The following is an 18,964-nucleotide window of genomic DNA, read 5'->3' as shown; positions in this document are numbered from 1 at the left end:
ATAATTAGAATAACTAAATAAGGATAGCCAAATGAAAAGGTCAATATTAGCTAGCACTTTAGCACTCGTTTTAAGCTCAACAGCGCTTGCAAGCAACTATGCTCCCCTTTCTGAAGTAAGAGATCAAATTAAATCTCCAGAATATACACAACAAGAAAAGCAACTTGTTGTAGAACAAGCGAGGATTTTATTGGAAGACCTTTATGTACATCAGTATTCAAAAGGTATTTATTATGGAATTTCTCCAAACGGTCATGTAAATGCTGTTTCTGAGATCCATAAATTAATAGATGAACTTGATTCTATCAGCACAGAACAAATGCACACGCGCCTTACGCAAATATTTAAGGCACAACGCGACTTACACTTAGTATACATTCATCCTCAACCTGTACGCAGCTACGCTTCATATTTGCCGTTTGAATTTGACAAAACATCTGACGTATTTGGTAACTATGAAGTGAGAGTATCGAATATATACGAGAGCCTTAGACCTTATGTAACAGACAGCAGGCTACCTGAAGTTGGTGACAAAGTTATTTCTTATGATGGTAAACCAATTCATCAAGTTGTAGAAGACAATTTATATGTCGGCTTCGGCGCAAATGAAGATGCAGGCTTTGTTCAAGCACTAACTGCAATCACCCGAAAAGCTCATGCCATATCCCTTGTTCCAAAGGATAATGAAGTCACTATCGAATTCTTATCCAGTGTGACGGGGGAAACATACACAACAACTATTCCTTGGATAACCAGGGTACCAACCACATCGACAAGCAATGAGCATACTACAAATTTCGGACAGTTATTAGGACAGAGCACAAACATTGAAGCTGATCAACATCGCGCAATTAAAGCTGAGCTAGATACTGATTTAGGCACCCCTTTCGCTACAACCCCATCCACAGATCCTGAGGTGTCTTGGGCAATTCGTGAAGTAGATGGTAAACAAGTTGGTTATATCAAGCTAAATAGCTTTAATGTTGTAGATGATCACATATATACATCTGTCAGACTTATGAGTGAATTATTAACTGAACAGTTGGCAGAAACAGATGCCTTAGTATTTGACGTTAGAGATAACCCTGGTGGTTTTATCATATACGCAGATAACTTGGTGCAATTATTCTCCTCCAAACCTGCAATGCCAACACAGTTAAGATTTCTAAATACCCAGCTCAACTACGATATTTTGCACAAAACCTTCTTTAGTATATTTGGGCCACATTGGCAAAAAGTGCTAGCCGATGTGAATGGAACGAATGCGCGTTACACCGATACAACAAGCTACGTCACTGTTGCCCAAAACAACGAACTCGGACAATCCTACTACAAGCCTGTTGGCATATGGTCAGACGCCAGAACTTATTCTTCAGGTGATGTTTTTACCTGTTCAATGCAAGATAACGGTGTTGCAAAAGTATATGGTGAGCACAAGCGAACTGGAGCTGGCGGTGCAAACGTTGTGAGACACTCAGTATTTTTACATTACGTCGGTGCACCTTATTTTGAACCGTTACCGTATGGACAAGAGATGACAGTGTCTTGGAGGCAAATGATCCGTCATGGACACAATCAAAATGCCATCATCGAAGATTTTGGCTGTGTGGCAGACAAACATGTACCGCAAACACTCGAGAGTATCAAAGATAGTAGCTTAGGTAACTTTGAAACCATTGCTAGAGATTTACTCAGTGAAGCTCCTAATAAATCAACCGTACATTTTTTACAGTCAAAGGTAACTGATCTGGATACAATTGACAGAACGTTCTCGCTCGAAGTTACGAATACCGAGTTAGTTGAAATATACCTTAACGAGGTAAAGGTTGACGTTATAAATATCAGTGCCTATGGTGATGCAAGTAAAACCATCGAATACACAGTCCCAGCTGCAATAGATGAAGGTCAAGTGAGGTTTATCGGCTTAGATGGTGGTAAAACGCCTCTTTGGAATAGCATTCGTTATTTCTACTAATTTAGAAGTAGTAGCTTTAAGCCTACAAAACTAAATTAACTAAAACCTAAAATTAGATCTCAGCCTCTATCTAGCTGAAAGATATCTGAGATCTAATTAATGCTTAGCGACGATAAAGCTAATTGAAGCAATCAATAAAAATACGCCCCAATAGATCAACTTATGATCCTTTGAGCAAGAGCATAGCCAACCACTAAATGAAAATACACTCAAAGTAACAAATAAGGTTATTTCTTTGGAAGGGTTATCGAATACTGTGAACACAAATATAATCGCGGCAAAACCAAACCAACATGCTGTGGAAAAATGCCACATATTCGTTAGCACTGTTTTTGTACAGTATCGACCAAATAAACGCCTTGGCTTTAAGCGTCTAGACGCCTCCTTATTCAGAATCAGCTTATAGCCGATCCAGTGATGTAAAGTACCAATAATTAAAATTAAAAAAAATACAGAACCAGGCATATATTACAACCCAAAAAACCTGCACAAGCCCATTTCTGCCGACACAAACTAAGCTGACATTTATTTACAAAAACGAAATTATATAATGAATATAAGAAAATTGCTGCACATTTTGGAACATTCCAAGAGCGCTTTGAACTACTTAATACGAAAAGAGTCTTATACCTTGAAAATTATTCAATCGATAAGTTTGTTTGAATGAACTTTGATAATTTTGATAGACGGCAACATTTTCCTAGCCATGGAGGTTATACACTCTAGTGTGCACACTATAAAAGTGCGCACAGTCTTACAACTAGCCACTTGGTGCTGGAATCGCTCAGTTCCGCCAGCTTTAACTCACAGTGTTACCTAGCTGATAAATAAACACTCACCTAAATAATTTAATTAGCCTAGATCACGCATTAATATTTCATATTCTTCGTTGGCATCAGCAATCAAATGTGACAATTCTCTCGCGTCTCGCTCTTTAAGGACAACTTGCCAACTTGTTGATCCTTCAATGCCTGTAACCACAATATCTGGCCCTGTATGCTCATACTTAATTTTATCGAATTCAGTCGAGTGATGCTCGTGAAGTTCAATAATATCAACGTCTAGTTGCCCTGTTGGAAAGACTTCAATATGGGCATGTAACCCTCTTTCGCCAGATAAGCAATATTCTCTATGTACTGTAATCATCACAAGCTCCTTACTGTTTTATGAAAGCCAAAGACAAGTGTAGATCAGGATTAACAGATGAGTGTATTCGTAAAAGCAAACCTAGAAATTTTTTTAAAAAACTTTAAAGAAACCATAAAAATTGCCCAAAAAGGAAAAACTCTATTAGCAAGACACATTATTCTCAGCGATAAGGTGCTAACCACAGTTCTCCTTGTATCTTACCCATGAATAAATTAAAACAATTTTTAATATCTTAGCGAAAAAAACAAACCTATTATGTAACTATATTCATTAAAAAAATTCATAGTGAATGCTTCGAATTTAAGCACAGTGCCTGATGAACTGCAGTGTAAAAATAGGAAGTCATACTAGAAATTTAGCAAGCAAAATCTCATTCAAAATGATGTGACAGTGGCCCTAGCATAAAACTGATAATGCGAATAGATAGAAGAGTTGAAGTCTGAGGAAAAATGGGGCTTATCGCCCCACAATTTTTATTTACTTAAAACCATTAAGCATCTTGTCACACACAACAGGTGTTGGCCTGTGGTTGTCATCTACAGCTACAAATGTAAAGTTACCTGAGATTGCTAAATGCTTGTCATCTTTGTGCATCGTTTCTAAGAAGATCTGAACTTCTACTTTTAAACTTGTATTACCAACATGTACAACCTTTGCTACTAATTCAGCAAACGTACCAGCAGGAATTGCCTCTTTAAAATCCACACGGTCAGATGAAATAGTCACAAGTGGCTTGCGACAAAAACGTGTCGCAGCTATAAACGCAACCTCATCCATCCAAGCCAGCGCATCACCGCCAAAAAGGGTATTGTGATGGTTAGTTCTTCCTGGGAATACAGTTTTAGTTACTGAGGTTGTTGAGTCTTCAATACGCTTCGCGATGGTTGCGTCTTTATGTTGTTCTGTCATTATTTACTGCTTTTGTTTGCTAGTTTATCAATCATAAGTAATTCAGGGTCTAACCTTTCGCCAAACCAGTTAAAACGCCAATCTAAATGCGGCCCTGTTACTCTGCCAGTTGCCCCAATATCACCGATAACATCACCGGTTGAAACCATATCCCCTACTTTGACATGCAGCTTGCTCATATGAATATATGTAGAGGTTATGCCATAGCCATGATCCAAAATAAGCGTACCACCACTGTAATATAGGTCACTCTCAGCAAGCACTACCTTTCCAGAAAGTGGCGCCCAGATAGGCGTGCCAGTTTTATTGGCTATATCCAAACCAAAGTGTGGTCTTCTGGGCTCACCGTTAAAATATCGCTGACTGCCATATACACCTGAAATTCGTCCTTTAGCAGGACGATAAACTGGCATATCAAAGAACTCTAGTTTACTGCTCTTTGACCTCGCAGCGCCGACTTTCGCAGAGTCGTTTCGAATGCGTTGAAGCACTTCTTTTGGGGGTGATACATACTTTTTTGCGACGCCCGTGATGCGATCAATATCATAGTCACGACTCGTAATTAAAAAGCTTTTAGTATGTTTTTGATTATTTTTATCTACCCAAGTCAAAGAGTGATCAGACTTAGCATCTCGTCCAAATCCAAACACAAACTGACCATCAGGCGTAACATCTAACTCTTTACCATTAAAAGAAACTGATTTAATTCCTTCAAGATGGCCAGTAACCATACCTCCTTGCGTTAGATGTCCCTTCAGTTCAATTGCTTGTGCACTTAATGCAAAGCATGCGCTAAGTGCCAGCAGCAGTTTATGCATACGCAATCGCTCCTTTACCCACACCTTCATAAGCTCTTACTTTAACTTCTTTGTCTGGGTATGATTTCTTAATTTCATTAGCAAGGTATTCAGCAATACACTCAACCGTTGTATCACATGGCAAAATATCACTACGTGATTTGCTAATACACATTTCAAAATAGCCTTGAGATGACTCATAAGCAAAAGAGTAATCATCTTCTCTAGCTGTAACATATTGTAATTGAGCGTGCTCGATTAAATCTTCTTCTGTGCCTAAATAAATGTCTTCCCATTTCTGAGACCATTCTTTTTGAAGTCTAGGCATACTAACACCATCAAAGAAAATACCTATTAAAGAACGATGCCCATGAATAATACGCTGACAATTACCATCGTGCTTTTTAAGGCCATGACTGTAATGATAGTAGAAGCTAGTTGTCTGCTCTGGACGAAGCGTAATTTCAATATCTTTAACATTATCTGGCATTTGAGGAAGGATCTGCTTCTTTAAGAAAGCAATCACAGACGCTTCATCAATTTTATCACCTTCGACTACACAAACAGCTTCATCAGGTGCATTCATGGCAAGGTGGTGGCCACTGAACTCATAGTCAAAAGATGCGCGCCCATCTCGATTTTTAAATTGACAATTCAGTGCAGAAGGAATGGCTAACTTATGATCTATTGTGTTATCAATAATTGCTTTGATTTGTTTTTTTACTTTTGCAAAGTCCAAAACCATTGATTCTTCATTGAGTTGTCCATGTAAAGTCATGTCAACTATCCAACTTTCTCCAACAGCTCCGCGCTTAGCACACAAGTAAGAAAAGTCTATTACCGTCAAGGCATCTACAAAAAGGATCATAAATTTCCATTAAATTACTAACAAACAAACTAATTATAAAGTTTTTTCAACTAAAAATCGCGTTATTCATTAAGAGAATTGATTTTAATCTTTTTGACGTATTGTTGAGATAAAAATTTAACTGTTCAGAGTTGTTTAGCGTACAACTGTACGCTAAAGTACCCGCAATTAAAAAATGAAGAATGAATACTATGGAACCTAAAAATAGCTATACAAAAGAAGAACTAATCCTTTGTGCTGAAGGCAAGATGTTTGGTGAAAACAACTGTCGTCTGCCAATCGATAATATGTTGATGATGGACCGTATCGTTGAAATCAACGAAGACGGTGGTGAGTTCGGTAAAGGTCAAATCATTGCTGAGCTAGATATCAACCCTGATCTTTGGTTCTTCGATTGTCATTTCCGTGGCGACCCTGTAATGCCTGGTTGCCTTGGTTTAGACGCTATGTGGCAGATTGTTGGCTTTTTCTTAGGATGGTCTGGTGGCCCTGGTCTTGGCCGTGCACTAGGTGTTGGTGAAGTTAAATTTACTGGTCAGATTTTACCTACTGCTAAAAAAGTAACTTACCGCGTAGACATGAAGCGTGTTATCAAGCGCAAATTATTCATGGGTCTTGCTGACGGCGTTGTTGAAGTTGACGGTCGTGTAATCTACGAAGCAAAAGATCTAAAAGTAGGTCTATTCCAAGATACAAGCGCTTTCTAAAATATCGCGCTATAAACAAATAAGCCCCTTTCGGGGCTTTATTCTTTCAATTCGTTTCTGTTGGCTCTGTTTTATGTTTTAAACATGTTGCGATTGTCTATGGCCTCTCGCCAGCCACCTAACCATTCTGATCTGTGCTCAATTTGTTGATATGGACATAAATCTTTAGACCGCCCTGCTAAACCTGCTTTAAATCCCTGTGAGTGTGCTCTTTCTAAACGGTCTCTTTTCTGTCTCTTCATAGGTAAATTCCTCACCTTCAAATTTTTGATTGCTTCGTCTTATCGACATCCACATTTAATAAATAGTTAACGCAAGTGTAATTTGCAAACTCTTTTCGCGTGTTATGCAAAAGCACATACAACCTCTTTGATATGAAAAATATTTACTGCGATCTAAGAGCGTGCATTACCTGCCTAACTATCTTGGATAGAATCAAATATCAATTTTGCAATAATGGTAACAATAAGACTCCAGCTCGCTTTTTTTAAAAGCGTGCAAGACTTATTCAGAAGGAATGGCCAAACCTCAAGTTCTAATTAATCATAGTTTGAAAGGACATGCAACAAAGAGTAGATAAGAACTTTTTGTGAATTTTTTATTTGCAATATTTATGCATAAAAACTAATTTAAAAAACTTTAAAATCTAAAAAATCAATAAAAAAGAATAGAAAAAACCATTTTAGACGTAAAAAAACATTCATTATTTTGTCATAAAAAAGGCCGCTAGATAGCGGCCTGATATCAATCACTTGGGTTGATCACTTAAGGATCTCTAAACCACCCATGTATGGCTTAAGTACCTCTGGTACGATAATCGAGCCATCTTCTTGTTGATAATTTTCTAATATTGCAACTAGTGTACGGCCTACCGCAAGGCCAGAACCATTCAATGTATGAAGTAATTCTGGTTTCTTTTCACCAGCACGACGGAAGCGCGCTTGCATACGACGAGCTTGGAAGTCTTGCATGTTAGAGCAAGATGAAATTTCACGGTATGTGTTTTGCGCAGGAAGCCATACTTCTAAATCGTATGTTTTTGCTGCACCAAAGCCCATATCACCCGTACATAAAACCACTTTTCTGTAAGGAAGCTCTAGAGCTTGAAGAATACCTTCAGCGCTGCCAGTAAGCTCTTCAAGTGCAGCCATTGAATCTTCTGGCTTGACTAGCTGAACTAATTCTACTTTGTCAAACTGATGCTGACGAATAAGACCACGCGTATCACGACCATAGCTACCAGCTTCACTACGGAAACAAGGCGTATGTGCTGTCATCTTGATAGGCAACTCTTTCTCGTCGAAAATTTCATCGCGAGCACAGTTTGTTAAAGGCACTTCAGCTGTTGGAATTAAGCTGTAGCCATCTTGGTCTTCTTCGAGTACTTCAGTGTGGAATAAATCTGCAGCAAATTTTGGTAACTGACCAGTGCCATATAAGCTTGCTTTGTTCACAAGGTAAGGCACATACATTTCAGTGTAGCCGTTTTTATCAGTGTGCGTATCAAGCATAAATTGAACAAGTGCACGGTGCATGCGTGCAACACCGCCACGCATAACAGTAAAGCGAGAGCCACTTAATTTAACACCCGTTTCAAAGTCTAGGCCTTTACCTAATGCTTCACCTAAATCAACGTGATCTTTTACTTCAAAGTCAAACTGCTTAGGCTCGCCCCACTTAGAAACTTCAACGTTGTCATCTTCATCCGCGCCCGCTGGCACATCTTCAGCCGGTAAGTTTGGCAATGTTGACGCTAAGTCTTGTAGCTCAGCTAATATTTTATCTTGCTCAGCTTTTGCTGCTGATAGCTGATCACCAAGATTTGCAACTGCATCTAACAATGGTTGAACATCTTCACCCTTTGCTTTAGCTTGACCAATCGCTTTAGAGCGACTGTTACGCTCGCTTTGTAATTCTTGTGTTTTTGTTTGTAACGTCTTGCGTTGTTCTTCTAACGCATTAACTGCCTCAACATCTAACTCGAAGCCACGTTTTTTTAAGCGCGCAGCAGCTTCTTCGATGTCCTGTCTTAAATACTTTGGATCTAACATGTTTGTTCTTTTAACCTTTTTGCATGACTAAGCAAAGACCTATCCAGGCCATAAATATACATACGACGACATTCAACGCTATATTCAGTGCCATCTTCACGAACTGGCCTTGTTGTAACAACAAAAGACTGTCCATGGAAAATGTTGAAAATGTCGTCAAAGCACCTAAAAAGCCAACCCCTATCAACGCCTTGGCAGGAGATACCGCGATTATTTGCTTTTCGATTAATCCGTAAAGAATGCCCATCAACAATGAACCAAGAATATTAACGGTCAATGTCCCAAAAGGGAATCCCTTACCCATGAGTTTTAACACAATATCACTAATAAAAAACCGTAAGCAGGCACCAAATGCGCCACCAACAGCAATCATTAGATAAGTTTTGAGCACTTCCATTTACGTTTTACCTGGTTTTTGAGCATACCTTTGTTGAGTACTCGAATTATCGAGGCTTTTTAAGTAATTGAGTTTTTCTTTAATTTGCTTTTCTAACCCACGTTCAGTGGGGTAATAATATTGTCTGTCTGCAACAGATTCTGGAAAGTAGTTTTCCCCTGCGGCGTAGGCACCAGGTTCATCATGTGCATAGCGGTATTCTGCCCCAAACCCCATTTCCTTCATCAGCTTTGTTGGCGCATTACGTAGATGTTCCGGTACAGGTAAATCGCCGTCTGTCTCAGCGTCTCTTTTTGCCTGCTTAAATGCGGTATAAACTGCATTGCTCTTGGCGGCACTGGCCATATAAATGGTCGCTTGCGCAATCGCTCTTTCGCCTTCAGCAGGCCCGACTCTGTGAAAAATATCCCACGCATTCAGTGCTATCTGAAGCGCTCTTGGATCTGCATTTCCTATATCCTCACTGGCAATGGCAAGCAAACGTCTTGCGACATAAAGCGGATCGCCGCCGCCTGCTAAAATACGACAATACCAATAAAGTGCTGCGTCAGGATTACTACCACGAACCGATTTATGAAACGCAGAAATCAAATCATAATAAATATCACCGCCTTTATCATACTTGGCTAAGTGAGTTGGTAAAATTTGCGAAAGAACATCACTGTCAATTTTTATGTCGCAGCCAGTTCGATGGCCAAGATCAACTGATTGCTCTAACAGATTTAATGCTTTTCTTGCATCACCATCAGCCGCTTGTGCGATTGCAACCAAGGCTTCTTGTTCAATATGAATAGTAAGCTGGCTCAATTGCTCGTCATGTTCAATGGCATTGTGAAGTGTAAACAGTAATTCATCTTGCGATAAAGGCTTTAGTGTATACACGCGGGCACGAGACAAAACAGCATTATTCAATGCAAACGATGGGTTTTCAGTTGTCGCGCCAATGAAAACAAACGTGCCATCTTCTATGTGAGGTAAAAAGGCATCTTGCTGAGATTTATTAAAACGATGGACCTCGTCGACAAAAAGTAAAGTTCGTCTGCCTGATTGAGACAGTCGACTTTTAGCTTCTAACACGGCTTCACGAATTTCCTTCACGCCTGCTGTCACGGCAGATAGTTTCTCAAGCTCAGCATCTGCATGATTTGCAATGATCTCAGCCAAGGTGGTTTTTCCAACTCCCGGCGGGCCCCATAAAATGAGACTATGACATCGCCCTTGTTCAATAGCACGATAAAGTACAGAGCCTTTTTCAATGATATGTGTTTGTCCAATATAGCCCTGTAACGACTTTGGCCGCATTCTAGCGGCCAAAGGTCTAACATCTGGGGCAAAATCAAAACCGAAACTACTCACCTGTTGTCTGGTCGTCTATGACCACTCCATGCGGAATTTTAAAGGTAAAAGACTTATCGTCCATTTCTAAATTTGTTTTCGCATCTGCAAATTGAAATGTCGAGATCTGCCCTGAAGCATCCTTGATACTTAACGAATCAATGGCAAGGCCGGCACTTTCAAACACAATATCTAATTGCTCCACTTGTGATTCAACATCAGGCTTTGGCGATACACGATAACCAACAGTGGTTTTTGTAACATCATATTTTGCCCACTGAGACTTATCCTGAGTTGTCAGTAAAACAAAGGGAGTAGTGTCTATTAAGCCGGCTGTATTCATAACAGTTACTTGTTCAGCAAAGCTATCGAAATAAAAAGTCTTATCACCATCGGACACTAATAACGTTTCATCCGGTTCTAACTGTTGCCAACGAATTTTTGAAGGATATTTTAGCGCAATATTACCCGTACCATCTTGTAATAATGTGCCTTCTTCATCCTTCACTTGTTGCGTGAAATTTGCTTTAAATGTATTTAACGATTTTAGCTTTGCCTTAAGAGACTCCGCATCTCCAGCAAAGCTTTGTGACATAAAGCCACAGCTTAAACCTAGTACTAAGGCTATTGTTTTAAACTTCATTTTAATTTGCTCCACCTTTCGGTACTAATACTTCTCGTGCACCATTATGGCCTGGCGCACTTACAACACCTGACATCTCCATCTGTTCAACCAAACGTGCAGCTCGGTTATATCCAACTCTTAATTTTCGTTGCACACTGGAAACCGATACCTTACCAGTTTCAATAACAAAGCCAACGGCTTCATCGTAGAGCGGATCAGACTCATCGTCAGCACCTTCAGGCTGCTCGCCAGGTAATAAAATTTCTTCCGTTGCCTCACCACATAAAATATCTTCGATGTAGTTTGGCTTACCACGCGCTTTCCAATCATTCACAACAGCATGTACTTCATGGTCATCAACAAACGCACCATGAACACGGATCGGTACACTCGTGCCAGGCGGTAAGTACAGCATGTCACCCATACCTAGTAAGTTCTCTGCACCTTGCTGATCTAGTATGGTGCGCGAGTCAATTTTACTAGAAACTTGGAACGCCATTCGCGTCGGTATATTTGCCTTAATCAGACCTGTTATAACATCAACTGACGGTCTTTGTGTTGCCAATACAAGGTGTATCCCCGCTGCACGTGCTTTTTGAGCAATACGCGCAATGAGCTCTTCAACTTTTTTACCAACGATCATCATCATGTCTGCAAATTCATCGATAACGACCACAATGCTTGGCAGCTTATCTAGCTCCTCCGGCCCATCAGCCATACCATCCGTATCTTTAAACAACGGATCTAAAATAGGATGCCCAGCTTCTTTAGCTGCTGTGACTTTCTGGTTGTAGCCTTTTAAGTTTCTAACACCTAATGCAGACATTAACTTATAGCGACGTTCCATTTCCCCTACGCACCATCTAAGTGCATTGGCAGCTTCTTTCATATCTGTCACAACTTCACACAGCAAGTGTGGAATGCCTTCATACACTGATAGCTCCAACATTTTAGGGTCTATCATGATCATACGAACGTCTTCAGGCGGTGACTTATACAGTAAGCTTAATATCATAACATTAACGCCAACTGACTTACCGGAGCCGGTTGTACCAGCTACCAATAAATGTGGCATTTTTGCAAGGTCAGCCACAACTGGTTCGCCTGCAATGTCTTTACCTAAAACCATGGTTAATGGTGAAGGATTTTGCTCAAATTTAGGGGCGTTAATGACCTCTGAAAGCCTCACTATTTCGCGGTTTTTATTCGGTAGCTCCAATCCGACATAGGTTTTACCAGGGATAACTTCAACAACTCGTACACTTACTGCTGACAGTGAACGCGCCAAATCTTTTGCAAGACCAGTAATTTTGGCCACTTTAATACCTGGTGCAAGGTCGAGCTCAAAACGCGTAACGACAGGACCCGGGTAAACCCCTACAACTGCGGCTTGAATGTTAAAGTCCAATAATTTGGCTTCAACAAGGCGTGATACAGAGTCTAATTCTTCTTTAGTAATTGGGTTCTCTGCTTTATCTGGTCTATCAAGTAAATCAAGAGATGGTAGCGGGTCTTTAGGTGGCTGCGCTTCTAACAATGCCTCAAACTGCTCTTTTGCAGAAGGTGGCGGTTGGTAAGCTGGCTTCTGCTCAGAGCTTGGCGTTGGCTTTTTAATTGGCCTTGCTGGCGATACCACTTTAGTCACAGGCTCTTCTTTCACTGCGGCATCGTCCAACGCATTAAGGGCAGCAACCGTATCGAGTGACTCATCATCAATAGCAGAGAAATTAATTTCTTGCTCAAGAATATGATCAAGTTCATCAAAAACATCTGCAGAAACCGCATCGTTAAATTCCTGCTTTTGCTCAAATACAGGCTCAACATTTTTAGGAGACATCTGCTCGTTGTTGTCTTTACGGCCAACAACTGAAAACAACTTATCTTTTAATTTTAGCGGTTTTTCAGCTTGTTCTTCATCAGATTCTTTAGCCTCTTCTACAACTACCTCAGGCTCTTTTTGAGCGCGCTCACTTTCTTCAATTTGCTCTCTGGCATCGATACTTCCCTTTTGTTCTACTTCAGGTGGTTGCTCAGTTTCAGCTGCAATGACTTGTGCAGAGGTTTGCTCGGATTTAGGTGTTCTTGTAGTCGCTTTTCTAAATAAAAACTTCACAAATTGAACGACTTTTTCACCTAAATAATCAACCGCTTCAACCCACGAAACTCCGGTGAGCAAGGTAACACCCGCAAAGAAAAAGCACAAAAGTAGAATTGAGGTGCCTGTGAAGTTGAATGCTGGCATCATCGCGCCGGCCACAACATCTCCCACTACTCCGCCTGAAGAAAAGGTGTATATATCATCAAAATTGATACTGCTGATGGCACTTGAAGACGCGATTAAGAGCGTTGCGCCGATAATCCTTAAGCCAAGCGTTGTGTAGTCGAGCTGCAAAATTTTGTGAGGCTTTTTAAATAACACATAACCAAACAGCTGCATTGCAGCTGGTACCCAAAAGGCAAGCCAACCAAAACTCAATAATAAAATGTCAGCAACCCAAGCGCCTGCTGCACCTGTGATATTATTGACTTGTACAAACTCACCCGCTTGTGTCCACGCCGGATCGGCTGGATCAAATGAAACTAAGGCGCAAAGCGTAAAAATTGCAGCAGCTGTGCTAACAATAAGTCCCGTTTCTAGTAGGCGCTGAACACCATTTAAGCGCATTACATTCAACCTGTATTTATCTTTTGTTGTAAACTTCTATTATAGGTTACACCATATCAAGAAATTCTTTAAGGTGCACAAGGTTTTATAATCTCTCCCTCCTCCCCTTTTACCTCTTCCATAACAACATAAGTACGACTTTCATTAATATTCGGTAATTTAAGCAAGATTTCCCCCAGCACTCCTCGATATTCTGACATATCCGTTACACGGGTTTTTAGTAAAAAGTCGAAATTTCCAGAGACTAGGTGACATTCAATGATTTCATCATGTTGTTTTACCGCCTCGTTGAAGCGCTCAAAAACATCTGGCGAGTTTTTATTGATGGTCACTTCAACGAATACCAGTAGCCCCTGGCCAAGCTTAACTGGGTCAACTACTGCTTTGTATCCTTTTATGAACCCTTCTCGCTCTAGTTTTTTTACCCTTTCTAGACAAGGTGTTGCACTTAATCCAATTCGTTTGGCTAATTCAACATTAGAAATTCTTCCGTCTTTTTGTAATTCGACTAAAATTTTTCTATCAGTTCTATCTAGCTGAGTATGCATGAAAAGTGTTTTATCCTATTTTTATAAAGTTTATAGTCAATTCATCTTTAAATTACCACAAAAAAGGTAGGACACACTAGCTTTGCATAATTATAATAGTCAAAAATGTTATCCGTTCTTATTTGAGGCGATTTATTATGATTATTGGTGTACCTAAAGAGATTAAAAACCACGAGTACCGTGTTGGTATGGTTCCAGCAAGTGTTCGTGAACTAATTAACCACGGCCACCAGGTTATTGTTGAAACAAATGCAGGTATCGGCATTGGTTTCACTGACGAAGATTATATCCAAGCGGGTGCTGAAATTTTACCTACAGCTGCAGACGTTTTCGCTAAAGCTGAAATGATTGTTAAGGTAAAAGAGCCACAAGCTGTTGAGCGTGCAATGTTACGTGAAGACCAAATTCTTTTCACTTACCTTCACCTAGCACCAGATCTTCCACAAACTGAAGATCTAATTAAGAGCGGTGCAATTTGTATTGCATACGAAACTGTAACTGACTCACGTGGTGGTCTTCCACTTCTAGCGCCAATGTCAGAAGTTGCTGGCCGTATGTCTATTCAAGCAGGTGCTCAGGCACTTGAAAAGTCAAACCTAGGTCGCGGCATGCTACTAGGTGGCGTACCTGGTGTTGAGCCAGCTAAAGTGGTTGTTATCGGTGGTGGTATGGTTGGCCGTAACGCAGCGCAAATGGCTGTTGGTATGGGTGCAGACGTTACTATTCTTGACCGTAACATCGACGTACTACGTAGCCTTAACGCTCAGTTCGGTAGCCAAGCAAAAGTTATCTACTCAACTGTTGATGCACTAGAGAAGCACGTTGTTGAAGCTGACCTTGTGATCGGTGGTGTACTAATCCCAGGTGCTGCTGCTCCAAAGCTAGTAACTGAAGCACACATCAAAGCGATGAAGCCTGGTGCTGCAATTGTTGACGTTGCAATCGACCAAGGTGGTTGTATCGCGACTTCTAAAGCGACTACACACGCAGAGCCAACTTATATCGTTGACGACGTTGTTCACTACTGTGTTGCTAACATGCCAGGTGCGGTTCCTCGCACTTCTACATTTGCACTTAACAACGCGACTCTGCCTTACATCATCAAGCTTGCGAACCTTGGCTACAAAGAAGCGCTTCTTTCTGATGAGCACTTCTTAAACGGTCTTAACGTTCTTAAGGGCCAAGTAACGTGTAAAGAAGTTGCTGAAGGTTTCGATATGGAATTTGTTGAGCCACGTTTAGCTGTTGAAAACGCATAATCGCACACAGCATTGAATATTTAAAAGGCCTGCTTTTTGCGGGCCTTTTTGATTTTAAATCAATTGTTCCCTCCCACACCCTTTCTATTTTTCTCCTTTTTACAATTCTTGGCTATTCTTATCAATGTAAGATAATGCAGTGAGCGAGAAGTTATGGCCATATCTTTAACCCAACAAGAAAAACAGATCCTCAGGTCTATATCCATCCCGCCAAGACCCGAAGCACTTGTTCAATTTTCACAAGAAACAAAATCCCCTGAACCAAACATCAATAAAATCACCCAAATTTTACAAAGTGACGTTGCCATCAGCGCGGCAATACTCCAAGTCGTCAACTCAGCAGCCTTTCGCCGTAGTAAAGAAATTGAATCCCTTGAACAAGCCATCATGATCCTTGGCCTAAAGCGTTTAATACCGCTTGTTAAAGCGGTTGCTGTTAAAGCGACTGTTGAAACGCCACCAGCTTTAGAAAACTTTTGGCAAGACCAAAGCGATATTGCACAGCTTTGCTCAACGCTGTGCCTGAAGTTAAACAAACCCGGTTTATCAAACCATGCCTACATGCTTGGGTTATTCCATACCGTTGGGATCCCTTTATTGTGCGTACATTTTGATGATTACACCGAGGTGATAGACGTTGCGAAAATCGATGGTTGGAGCAAAGCAACTGAGTTTGAATTTGGTAAATACAATACTAGCCATGCCACCATAGGCGCACTGCTTGCACAGCAATGGAAGCTGCCAAAACCCATGATCAACGTCATCTATTACCAGCATGATGCCAATGGCATATTCCGCTCTGGCGAGCTAGACGGTATTGCTTTGGAACTTCTTTCGGTTTTAAAGCTTGCACGTCACGGTAATTTTCTATTCAAAAATACCACCACCATCGAGAACGATAATGAATGGCTGGCGATTAGTGATGAAGTATTAGATTTTGTGAATATGTCTGAAGAAGAACTGGATGAGCTATATAGTGCTTTAGAGTCAACATAACGTACTTTACTTTGAAGTTTTGATGCCAAATTGTAAATAAAACCATTAAACTACCGTAAATCATTGCAACTATTCGCTTATGATTTACCTTTAATAATAAGCTCACATCTGGGAGACGTTCAGTGAAGTTTAAATATAAAGTAGTCGCCGTTTCTGCGAGTGTTTTAGTGCTTGCCTTATTCTTACTGTCGGTCAAGCAATACTTCCTGCTTAAAGAAAACTTAGAAGAACAAGTCACTCACAGTATGGAAGAAGTGATCCAAGGGATCAGTAATACTGTCACAGCTCAAATGCAGGGCGCTATGAACCTTGCAGCGCTTACTACTGGGCTAGTCGCTCAGGTCGATGGCCTTGAAAAGGCACGCCCTATGATTTCTCAGCCCAAGCTAACCTCTGAGTTTTTACTCATCGGCTACGGTGAAGAAAGTTCAGGTAAATATGTGGCAAGCGACCCAAACTGGAACCCTGGTTCGACATGGGACCCAAGAGTAAGGCCTTGGTATAAGGATGCAAAAGCAGCAAAAAATCTGGTCGTGACAGATCCGTATGCAGATGCCGTCAGTGGCGAGATTGTTGTGTCAATTGGTGCACCGGTATTCAAAGGCAGCCAATTTCACGGCGCCATCTTTTATGATGTCAGCCTTGCAAAACTGGGCAACATGATTAATTCATTTAACTTATTTGATGCTGGTTTTTCATTTATGGTGAGCTCCAACGGCAGCACCATTTCTCATCCAGATGTATCGCTAAATGGCCAACCTGCGCGTAACTTCTTAGGTAACACAGTGGTCAGGGAATCATCACAGGAAATTGAAATTGACGGTGTCACCTATCTTGTTATGTTTAAAGCAGTTGAAGGATATGATTGGTATGTCGGTGTCGCCCTTGAAAAAGAAAAAGTGTTTTCTGCTATGGAAACGCTCACCTACAACGCAACAGTCGTCTCTATCATCGCAGTTATTGCCAGCTTCTTAGCCTTATCTTACGTCATTAATATCTTGTTAAAACCACTTGAAGCGATTAACGCTGCGATGTCTAATATCGCCAGGGGTAACGCAGACCTTACAGTTCGGTTGCAAGCTTCGAGTGAACCGGAGTTTTCGGACTTAGCAGAAAACTTCAATTTATTCACCTCTCGACTGCAAAACATCATTGCCGAAATTCAAACTTTAGGACACGAAGTACTCGACGATGCCAAGCAAACATCTGCCGGTGCTAATCACGCAACGCAAGCCATACAAAGACAGCTTGAGGCACTCAATGAACTAGTCAACTCGACTGCCAATATGTCCAATACAGAGCAACAGGTTGCAAGTACAGCACAACTTGCTGCTGACGCAATTAAGACTACTGACGGTTTGGCAAAAGATGGTGAGAGCATAGTCGTGCAATCAACTAGCTCCATCAGTGAGCTTTCATCACAAATTGAACGTGCTGTAGAAGTCGTCAATGAACTAGAAGTATCTTCGTCTGGAATTGAGCAGATACTTTCTGTCATTAATGGTATTGCAGAGCAAACAAACCTACTCGCTCTTAACGCCGCAATCGAGGCTGCCAGAGCCGGTGAGTCTGGCAGAGGCTTTGCTGTGGTGGCAGATGAAGTGAGAACCTTAGCCCAGCGCACACAAGAGGCCACCACAGAAATTAAGTCTATGATCGACCAACTTCAATCTGGCGCTGAAAATGCTGTAGGGGTTATGAAGCAGAGTCAAACTATTGTTGAAAAGACCGTTGTCAAAGCGGAAGAAACAAAAGATGCCCTCCATGCCATTCGCGAGTCAATTAACAACATTGTTGAGCTAAATGTAAATATTGCCAGCATGTTGGAAGAGCAAAAAACAGTGGTAGAAGCAGTCGATCACAATGCGTCTGAGATACGAAACCTATCAAATACCGTTGTCGATGAAGCGAAAGTGGTGGATCACACCATGAAGTCACAAGTTGATAAAATCGCAAAACAAGAGGATATGTTAGAGCAATTTAAAGTATAAATTAGTTAACATCTTGATTTAAATGGCTAGAGTGGCGAGAATAAAGGTATAGCTACTCTAGCCACATTAATATCGGCATACATAAATGCAAACGAACTTAAAAGAAAACTTTGACCAATATTTTCAAATAGACGAAGCAAACCAAATCAACTTATTCCCTGTTGATGAAAACATGGTGCCTAAAAACCAAGCTCAGCTTGAAGCCGCAATACCTCCCTTGTTCAGGTTAGCTAATGAAATTAATGAGCTAGATTTAAACGCACTCAGACCTTTAAGAAATCTAGGTGATGTTGCTTCAGACTTAGCTGCTTACCTTCAAGCTCAATCGAGAAAAATTGACCTCATCATGAGCCACATTCTTGCCAATGAACAACCTGAAGATGAAACCAGCTATTGCGACAGTTATGGCGGTGGTGGGATCAAGGTCACGACCAATGAGCAATTTCAAATAGGACAAAACTTTAGAACTAAAGTTTTTTTGCAATATGAAGCCAGTGCCATTTTTTGCTATAGCCAAGTGATTGAGATTTCAAAACAAGATGATGATGCACTTCAATATACCCTAGCTTTCACTCAAATTAGAGACACAGATCAAGAGCTATTAGTTCGAGCCAGCTTACATGCACAAACAAGGCAATTAAAAAAGCGTCAATCAGACACCGAAAGTGATCAAAATAGCTGACACAGCGCCG

Annotated in this window: 17 protein-coding genes; 6 read left to right on the top strand and 11 right to left on the bottom strand. The window is 40.8% G+C overall.

From position 1 onward, the window contains the following. The first annotated feature begins 31 nt into the window (after positions 1-31). Positions 32-1,975, top strand: a complete 1,944-nt coding sequence (locus AC2CZC_RS16745; RefSeq protein ID WP_484582666.1) for a S41 family peptidase — start codon at positions 32-34, stop codon at positions 1,973-1,975. A gap of 852 nt (positions 1,976-2,827) precedes the next feature. Here the strand turns inward: AC2CZC_RS16745 and AC2CZC_RS16740 are convergent. The 4 genes from AC2CZC_RS16740 to AC2CZC_RS16725 all read right to left on the bottom strand — a co-directional run bounded on the left by AC2CZC_RS16740 (position 2,828) and on the right by AC2CZC_RS16725 (position 5,698). Beyond that, entirely contained in the window at positions 2,828-3,121 is a 294-nt protein-coding gene (locus AC2CZC_RS16740) for a hypothetical protein (RefSeq protein WP_484582665.1), read from the bottom strand. A 480-nt stretch (positions 3,122-3,601) separates the two neighbouring features. Further along, positions 3,602-4,033: an acyl-CoA thioesterase gene (locus AC2CZC_RS16735; RefSeq protein WP_063360085.1), complete on the bottom strand. Its 432-nt coding sequence runs from the start codon at positions 4,031-4,033 to the stop codon at positions 3,602-3,604. Then, the gene (locus tag AC2CZC_RS16730; protein WP_484582664.1) at positions 4,033-4,851 is read right to left on the bottom strand and encodes a M23 family metallopeptidase; all 819 of its coding nucleotides are present in this window, start codon (positions 4,849-4,851) and stop codon (positions 4,033-4,035) included. The genes AC2CZC_RS16735 and AC2CZC_RS16730 overlap by 1 nt, the downstream gene beginning before the upstream one ends. Beyond that, complete coding sequence (locus AC2CZC_RS16725) at positions 4,844-5,698, bottom strand: 6-carboxytetrahydropterin synthase (protein WP_484582663.1); 855 nt, start codon at positions 5,696-5,698, stop codon at positions 4,844-4,846. Before AC2CZC_RS16725 ends, AC2CZC_RS16730 begins: the two co-directional genes overlap by 8 nt. Positions 5,699-5,889: 191 nt before the next feature. Here AC2CZC_RS16725 and fabA point away from each other — a divergent pair, with 191 nt between their 5' ends. Beyond that, positions 5,890-6,405, top strand: a complete 516-nt coding sequence (gene fabA / locus AC2CZC_RS16720; RefSeq protein ID WP_046355548.1) for a bifunctional 3-hydroxydecanoyl-ACP dehydratase/trans-2-decenoyl-ACP isomerase — start codon at positions 5,890-5,892, stop codon at positions 6,403-6,405. Positions 6,406-6,476: 71 nt separating this feature from the next. Here fabA and rmf read toward each other — a convergent pair whose 3' ends face one another. From rmf to lrp, 7 genes are all read right to left on the bottom strand, one after another. Continuing rightward, positions 6,477-6,647: a ribosome modulation factor gene (rmf, locus tag AC2CZC_RS16715; protein WP_023398857.1), complete on the bottom strand. Its 171-nt coding sequence runs from the start codon at positions 6,645-6,647 to the stop codon at positions 6,477-6,479. 519 nt (positions 6,648-7,166) lie between these two features. Next, positions 7,167-8,456 (bottom strand): serine--tRNA ligase, encoded by a 1,290-nt coding sequence (gene serS / locus AC2CZC_RS16710; RefSeq protein WP_063360088.1) that lies wholly within the window; start codon positions 8,454-8,456, stop codon positions 7,167-7,169. 10 nt (positions 8,457-8,466) lie between these two features. Continuing rightward, positions 8,467-8,847, bottom strand: a complete 381-nt coding sequence (crcB, locus tag AC2CZC_RS16705) for a fluoride efflux transporter CrcB (RefSeq protein ID WP_063360119.1) — start codon at positions 8,845-8,847, stop codon at positions 8,467-8,469. 6 nt (positions 8,848-8,853) lie between these two features. After that, complete coding sequence (locus tag AC2CZC_RS16700; protein WP_484582662.1) at positions 8,854-10,209, bottom strand: replication-associated recombination protein A; 1,356 nt, start codon at positions 10,207-10,209, stop codon at positions 8,854-8,856. Then, positions 10,202-10,831, bottom strand: a complete 630-nt coding sequence (gene lolA / locus AC2CZC_RS16695; RefSeq protein ID WP_484582661.1) for an outer membrane lipoprotein periplasmic chaperone LolA — start codon at positions 10,829-10,831, stop codon at positions 10,202-10,204. Before lolA ends, AC2CZC_RS16700 begins: the two co-directional genes overlap by 8 nt. Before the next feature lies 1 nt (position 10,832). Next, positions 10,833-13,478 carry a DNA translocase FtsK gene (locus AC2CZC_RS16690; protein WP_484582660.1) on the bottom strand — a complete coding sequence of 882 codons (2,646 nt, stop codon included), beginning with the start codon at positions 13,476-13,478 and terminating at the stop codon, positions 10,833-10,835. 68 nt (positions 13,479-13,546) lie between these two features. Further along, positions 13,547-14,026 (bottom strand): leucine-responsive transcriptional regulator Lrp, encoded by a 480-nt coding sequence (gene lrp, locus AC2CZC_RS16685; RefSeq protein WP_039609997.1) that lies wholly within the window; start codon positions 14,024-14,026, stop codon positions 13,547-13,549. A gap of 137 nt (positions 14,027-14,163) precedes the next feature. Between lrp and ald the strand changes: the two genes are divergently transcribed. From ald to AC2CZC_RS16665, 4 genes are all read left to right on the top strand, one after another. After that, positions 14,164-15,285, top strand: a complete 1,122-nt coding sequence (gene ald / locus AC2CZC_RS16680) for an alanine dehydrogenase (protein ID WP_484582659.1) — start codon at positions 14,164-14,166, stop codon at positions 15,283-15,285. A gap of 153 nt (positions 15,286-15,438) precedes the next feature. Then, entirely contained in the window at positions 15,439-16,281 is an 843-nt protein-coding gene (locus AC2CZC_RS16675) for an HDOD domain-containing protein (RefSeq protein ID WP_484582658.1), read from the top strand. A 122-nt stretch (positions 16,282-16,403) separates the two neighbouring features. Further along, positions 16,404-18,272, top strand: a complete 1,869-nt coding sequence (locus AC2CZC_RS16670; protein ID WP_284019410.1) for a methyl-accepting chemotaxis protein — start codon at positions 16,404-16,406, stop codon at positions 18,270-18,272. Positions 18,273-18,357: 85 nt separating this feature from the next. Continuing rightward, the gene (locus tag AC2CZC_RS16665) at positions 18,358-18,954 is read left to right on the top strand and encodes a PilZ domain-containing protein (protein ID WP_063360094.1); all 597 of its coding nucleotides are present in this window, start codon (positions 18,358-18,360) and stop codon (positions 18,952-18,954) included. The last annotated feature ends 10 nt before the right edge of the window (positions 18,955-18,964 follow it).

The organism is Pseudoalteromonas sp. MMG033 (genome assembly GCF_057197785.1).
The sequence above is the reverse complement of the archived record's forward strand: the minus strand, read 5'-3'. Positions and strand labels throughout refer to the sequence as shown.

What these genes read in the sequence shown, in the direction of transcription:
- lolA (WP_484582661.1), bottom strand. Translation starts at nt 10,831, where the DNA reads ATGAAGTTTAAAACAATAGCCTTAGTACTAGGTTTAAGCTGTGGCTTT.
- AC2CZC_RS16735 (WP_063360085.1), bottom strand. Translation starts at nt 4,033, where the DNA reads ATGACAGAACAACATAAAGACGCAACCATCGCGAAGCGTATTGAAGAC.
- ald (WP_484582659.1), top strand. Translation starts at nt 14,164, where the DNA reads ATGATTATTGGTGTACCTAAAGAGATTAAAAACCACGAGTACCGTGTT.
- serS (WP_063360088.1), bottom strand. Translation starts at nt 8,456, where the DNA reads ATGTTAGATCCAAAGTATTTAAGACAGGACATCGAAGAAGCTGCTGCG.
- rmf (WP_023398857.1), bottom strand. Translation starts at nt 6,647, where the DNA reads ATGAAGAGACAGAAAAGAGACCGTTTAGAAAGAGCACACTCACAGGGA.
- AC2CZC_RS16725 (WP_484582663.1), bottom strand. Translation starts at nt 5,698, where the DNA reads ATGATCCTTTTTGTAGATGCCTTGACGGTAATAGACTTTTCTTACTTG.
- AC2CZC_RS16740 (WP_484582665.1), bottom strand. Translation starts at nt 3,121, where the DNA reads ATGATTACAGTACATAGAGAATATTGCTTATCTGGCGAAAGAGGGTTA.
- AC2CZC_RS16665 (WP_063360094.1), top strand. Translation starts at nt 18,358, where the DNA reads ATGCAAACGAACTTAAAAGAAAACTTTGACCAATATTTTCAAATAGAC.
- AC2CZC_RS16675 (WP_484582658.1), top strand. Translation starts at nt 15,439, where the DNA reads ATGGCCATATCTTTAACCCAACAAGAAAAACAGATCCTCAGGTCTATA.
- fabA (WP_046355548.1), top strand. Translation starts at nt 5,890, where the DNA reads ATGGAACCTAAAAATAGCTATACAAAAGAAGAACTAATCCTTTGTGCT.
- lrp (WP_039609997.1), bottom strand. Translation starts at nt 14,026, where the DNA reads ATGCATACTCAGCTAGATAGAACTGATAGAAAAATTTTAGTCGAATTA.
- AC2CZC_RS16730 (WP_484582664.1), bottom strand. Translation starts at nt 4,851, where the DNA reads ATGCATAAACTGCTGCTGGCACTTAGCGCATGCTTTGCATTAAGTGCA.
- AC2CZC_RS16745 (WP_484582666.1), top strand. Translation starts at nt 32, where the DNA reads ATGAAAAGGTCAATATTAGCTAGCACTTTAGCACTCGTTTTAAGCTCA.
- AC2CZC_RS16690 (WP_484582660.1), bottom strand. Translation starts at nt 13,478, where the DNA reads ATGCGCTTAAATGGTGTTCAGCGCCTACTAGAAACGGGACTTATTGTT.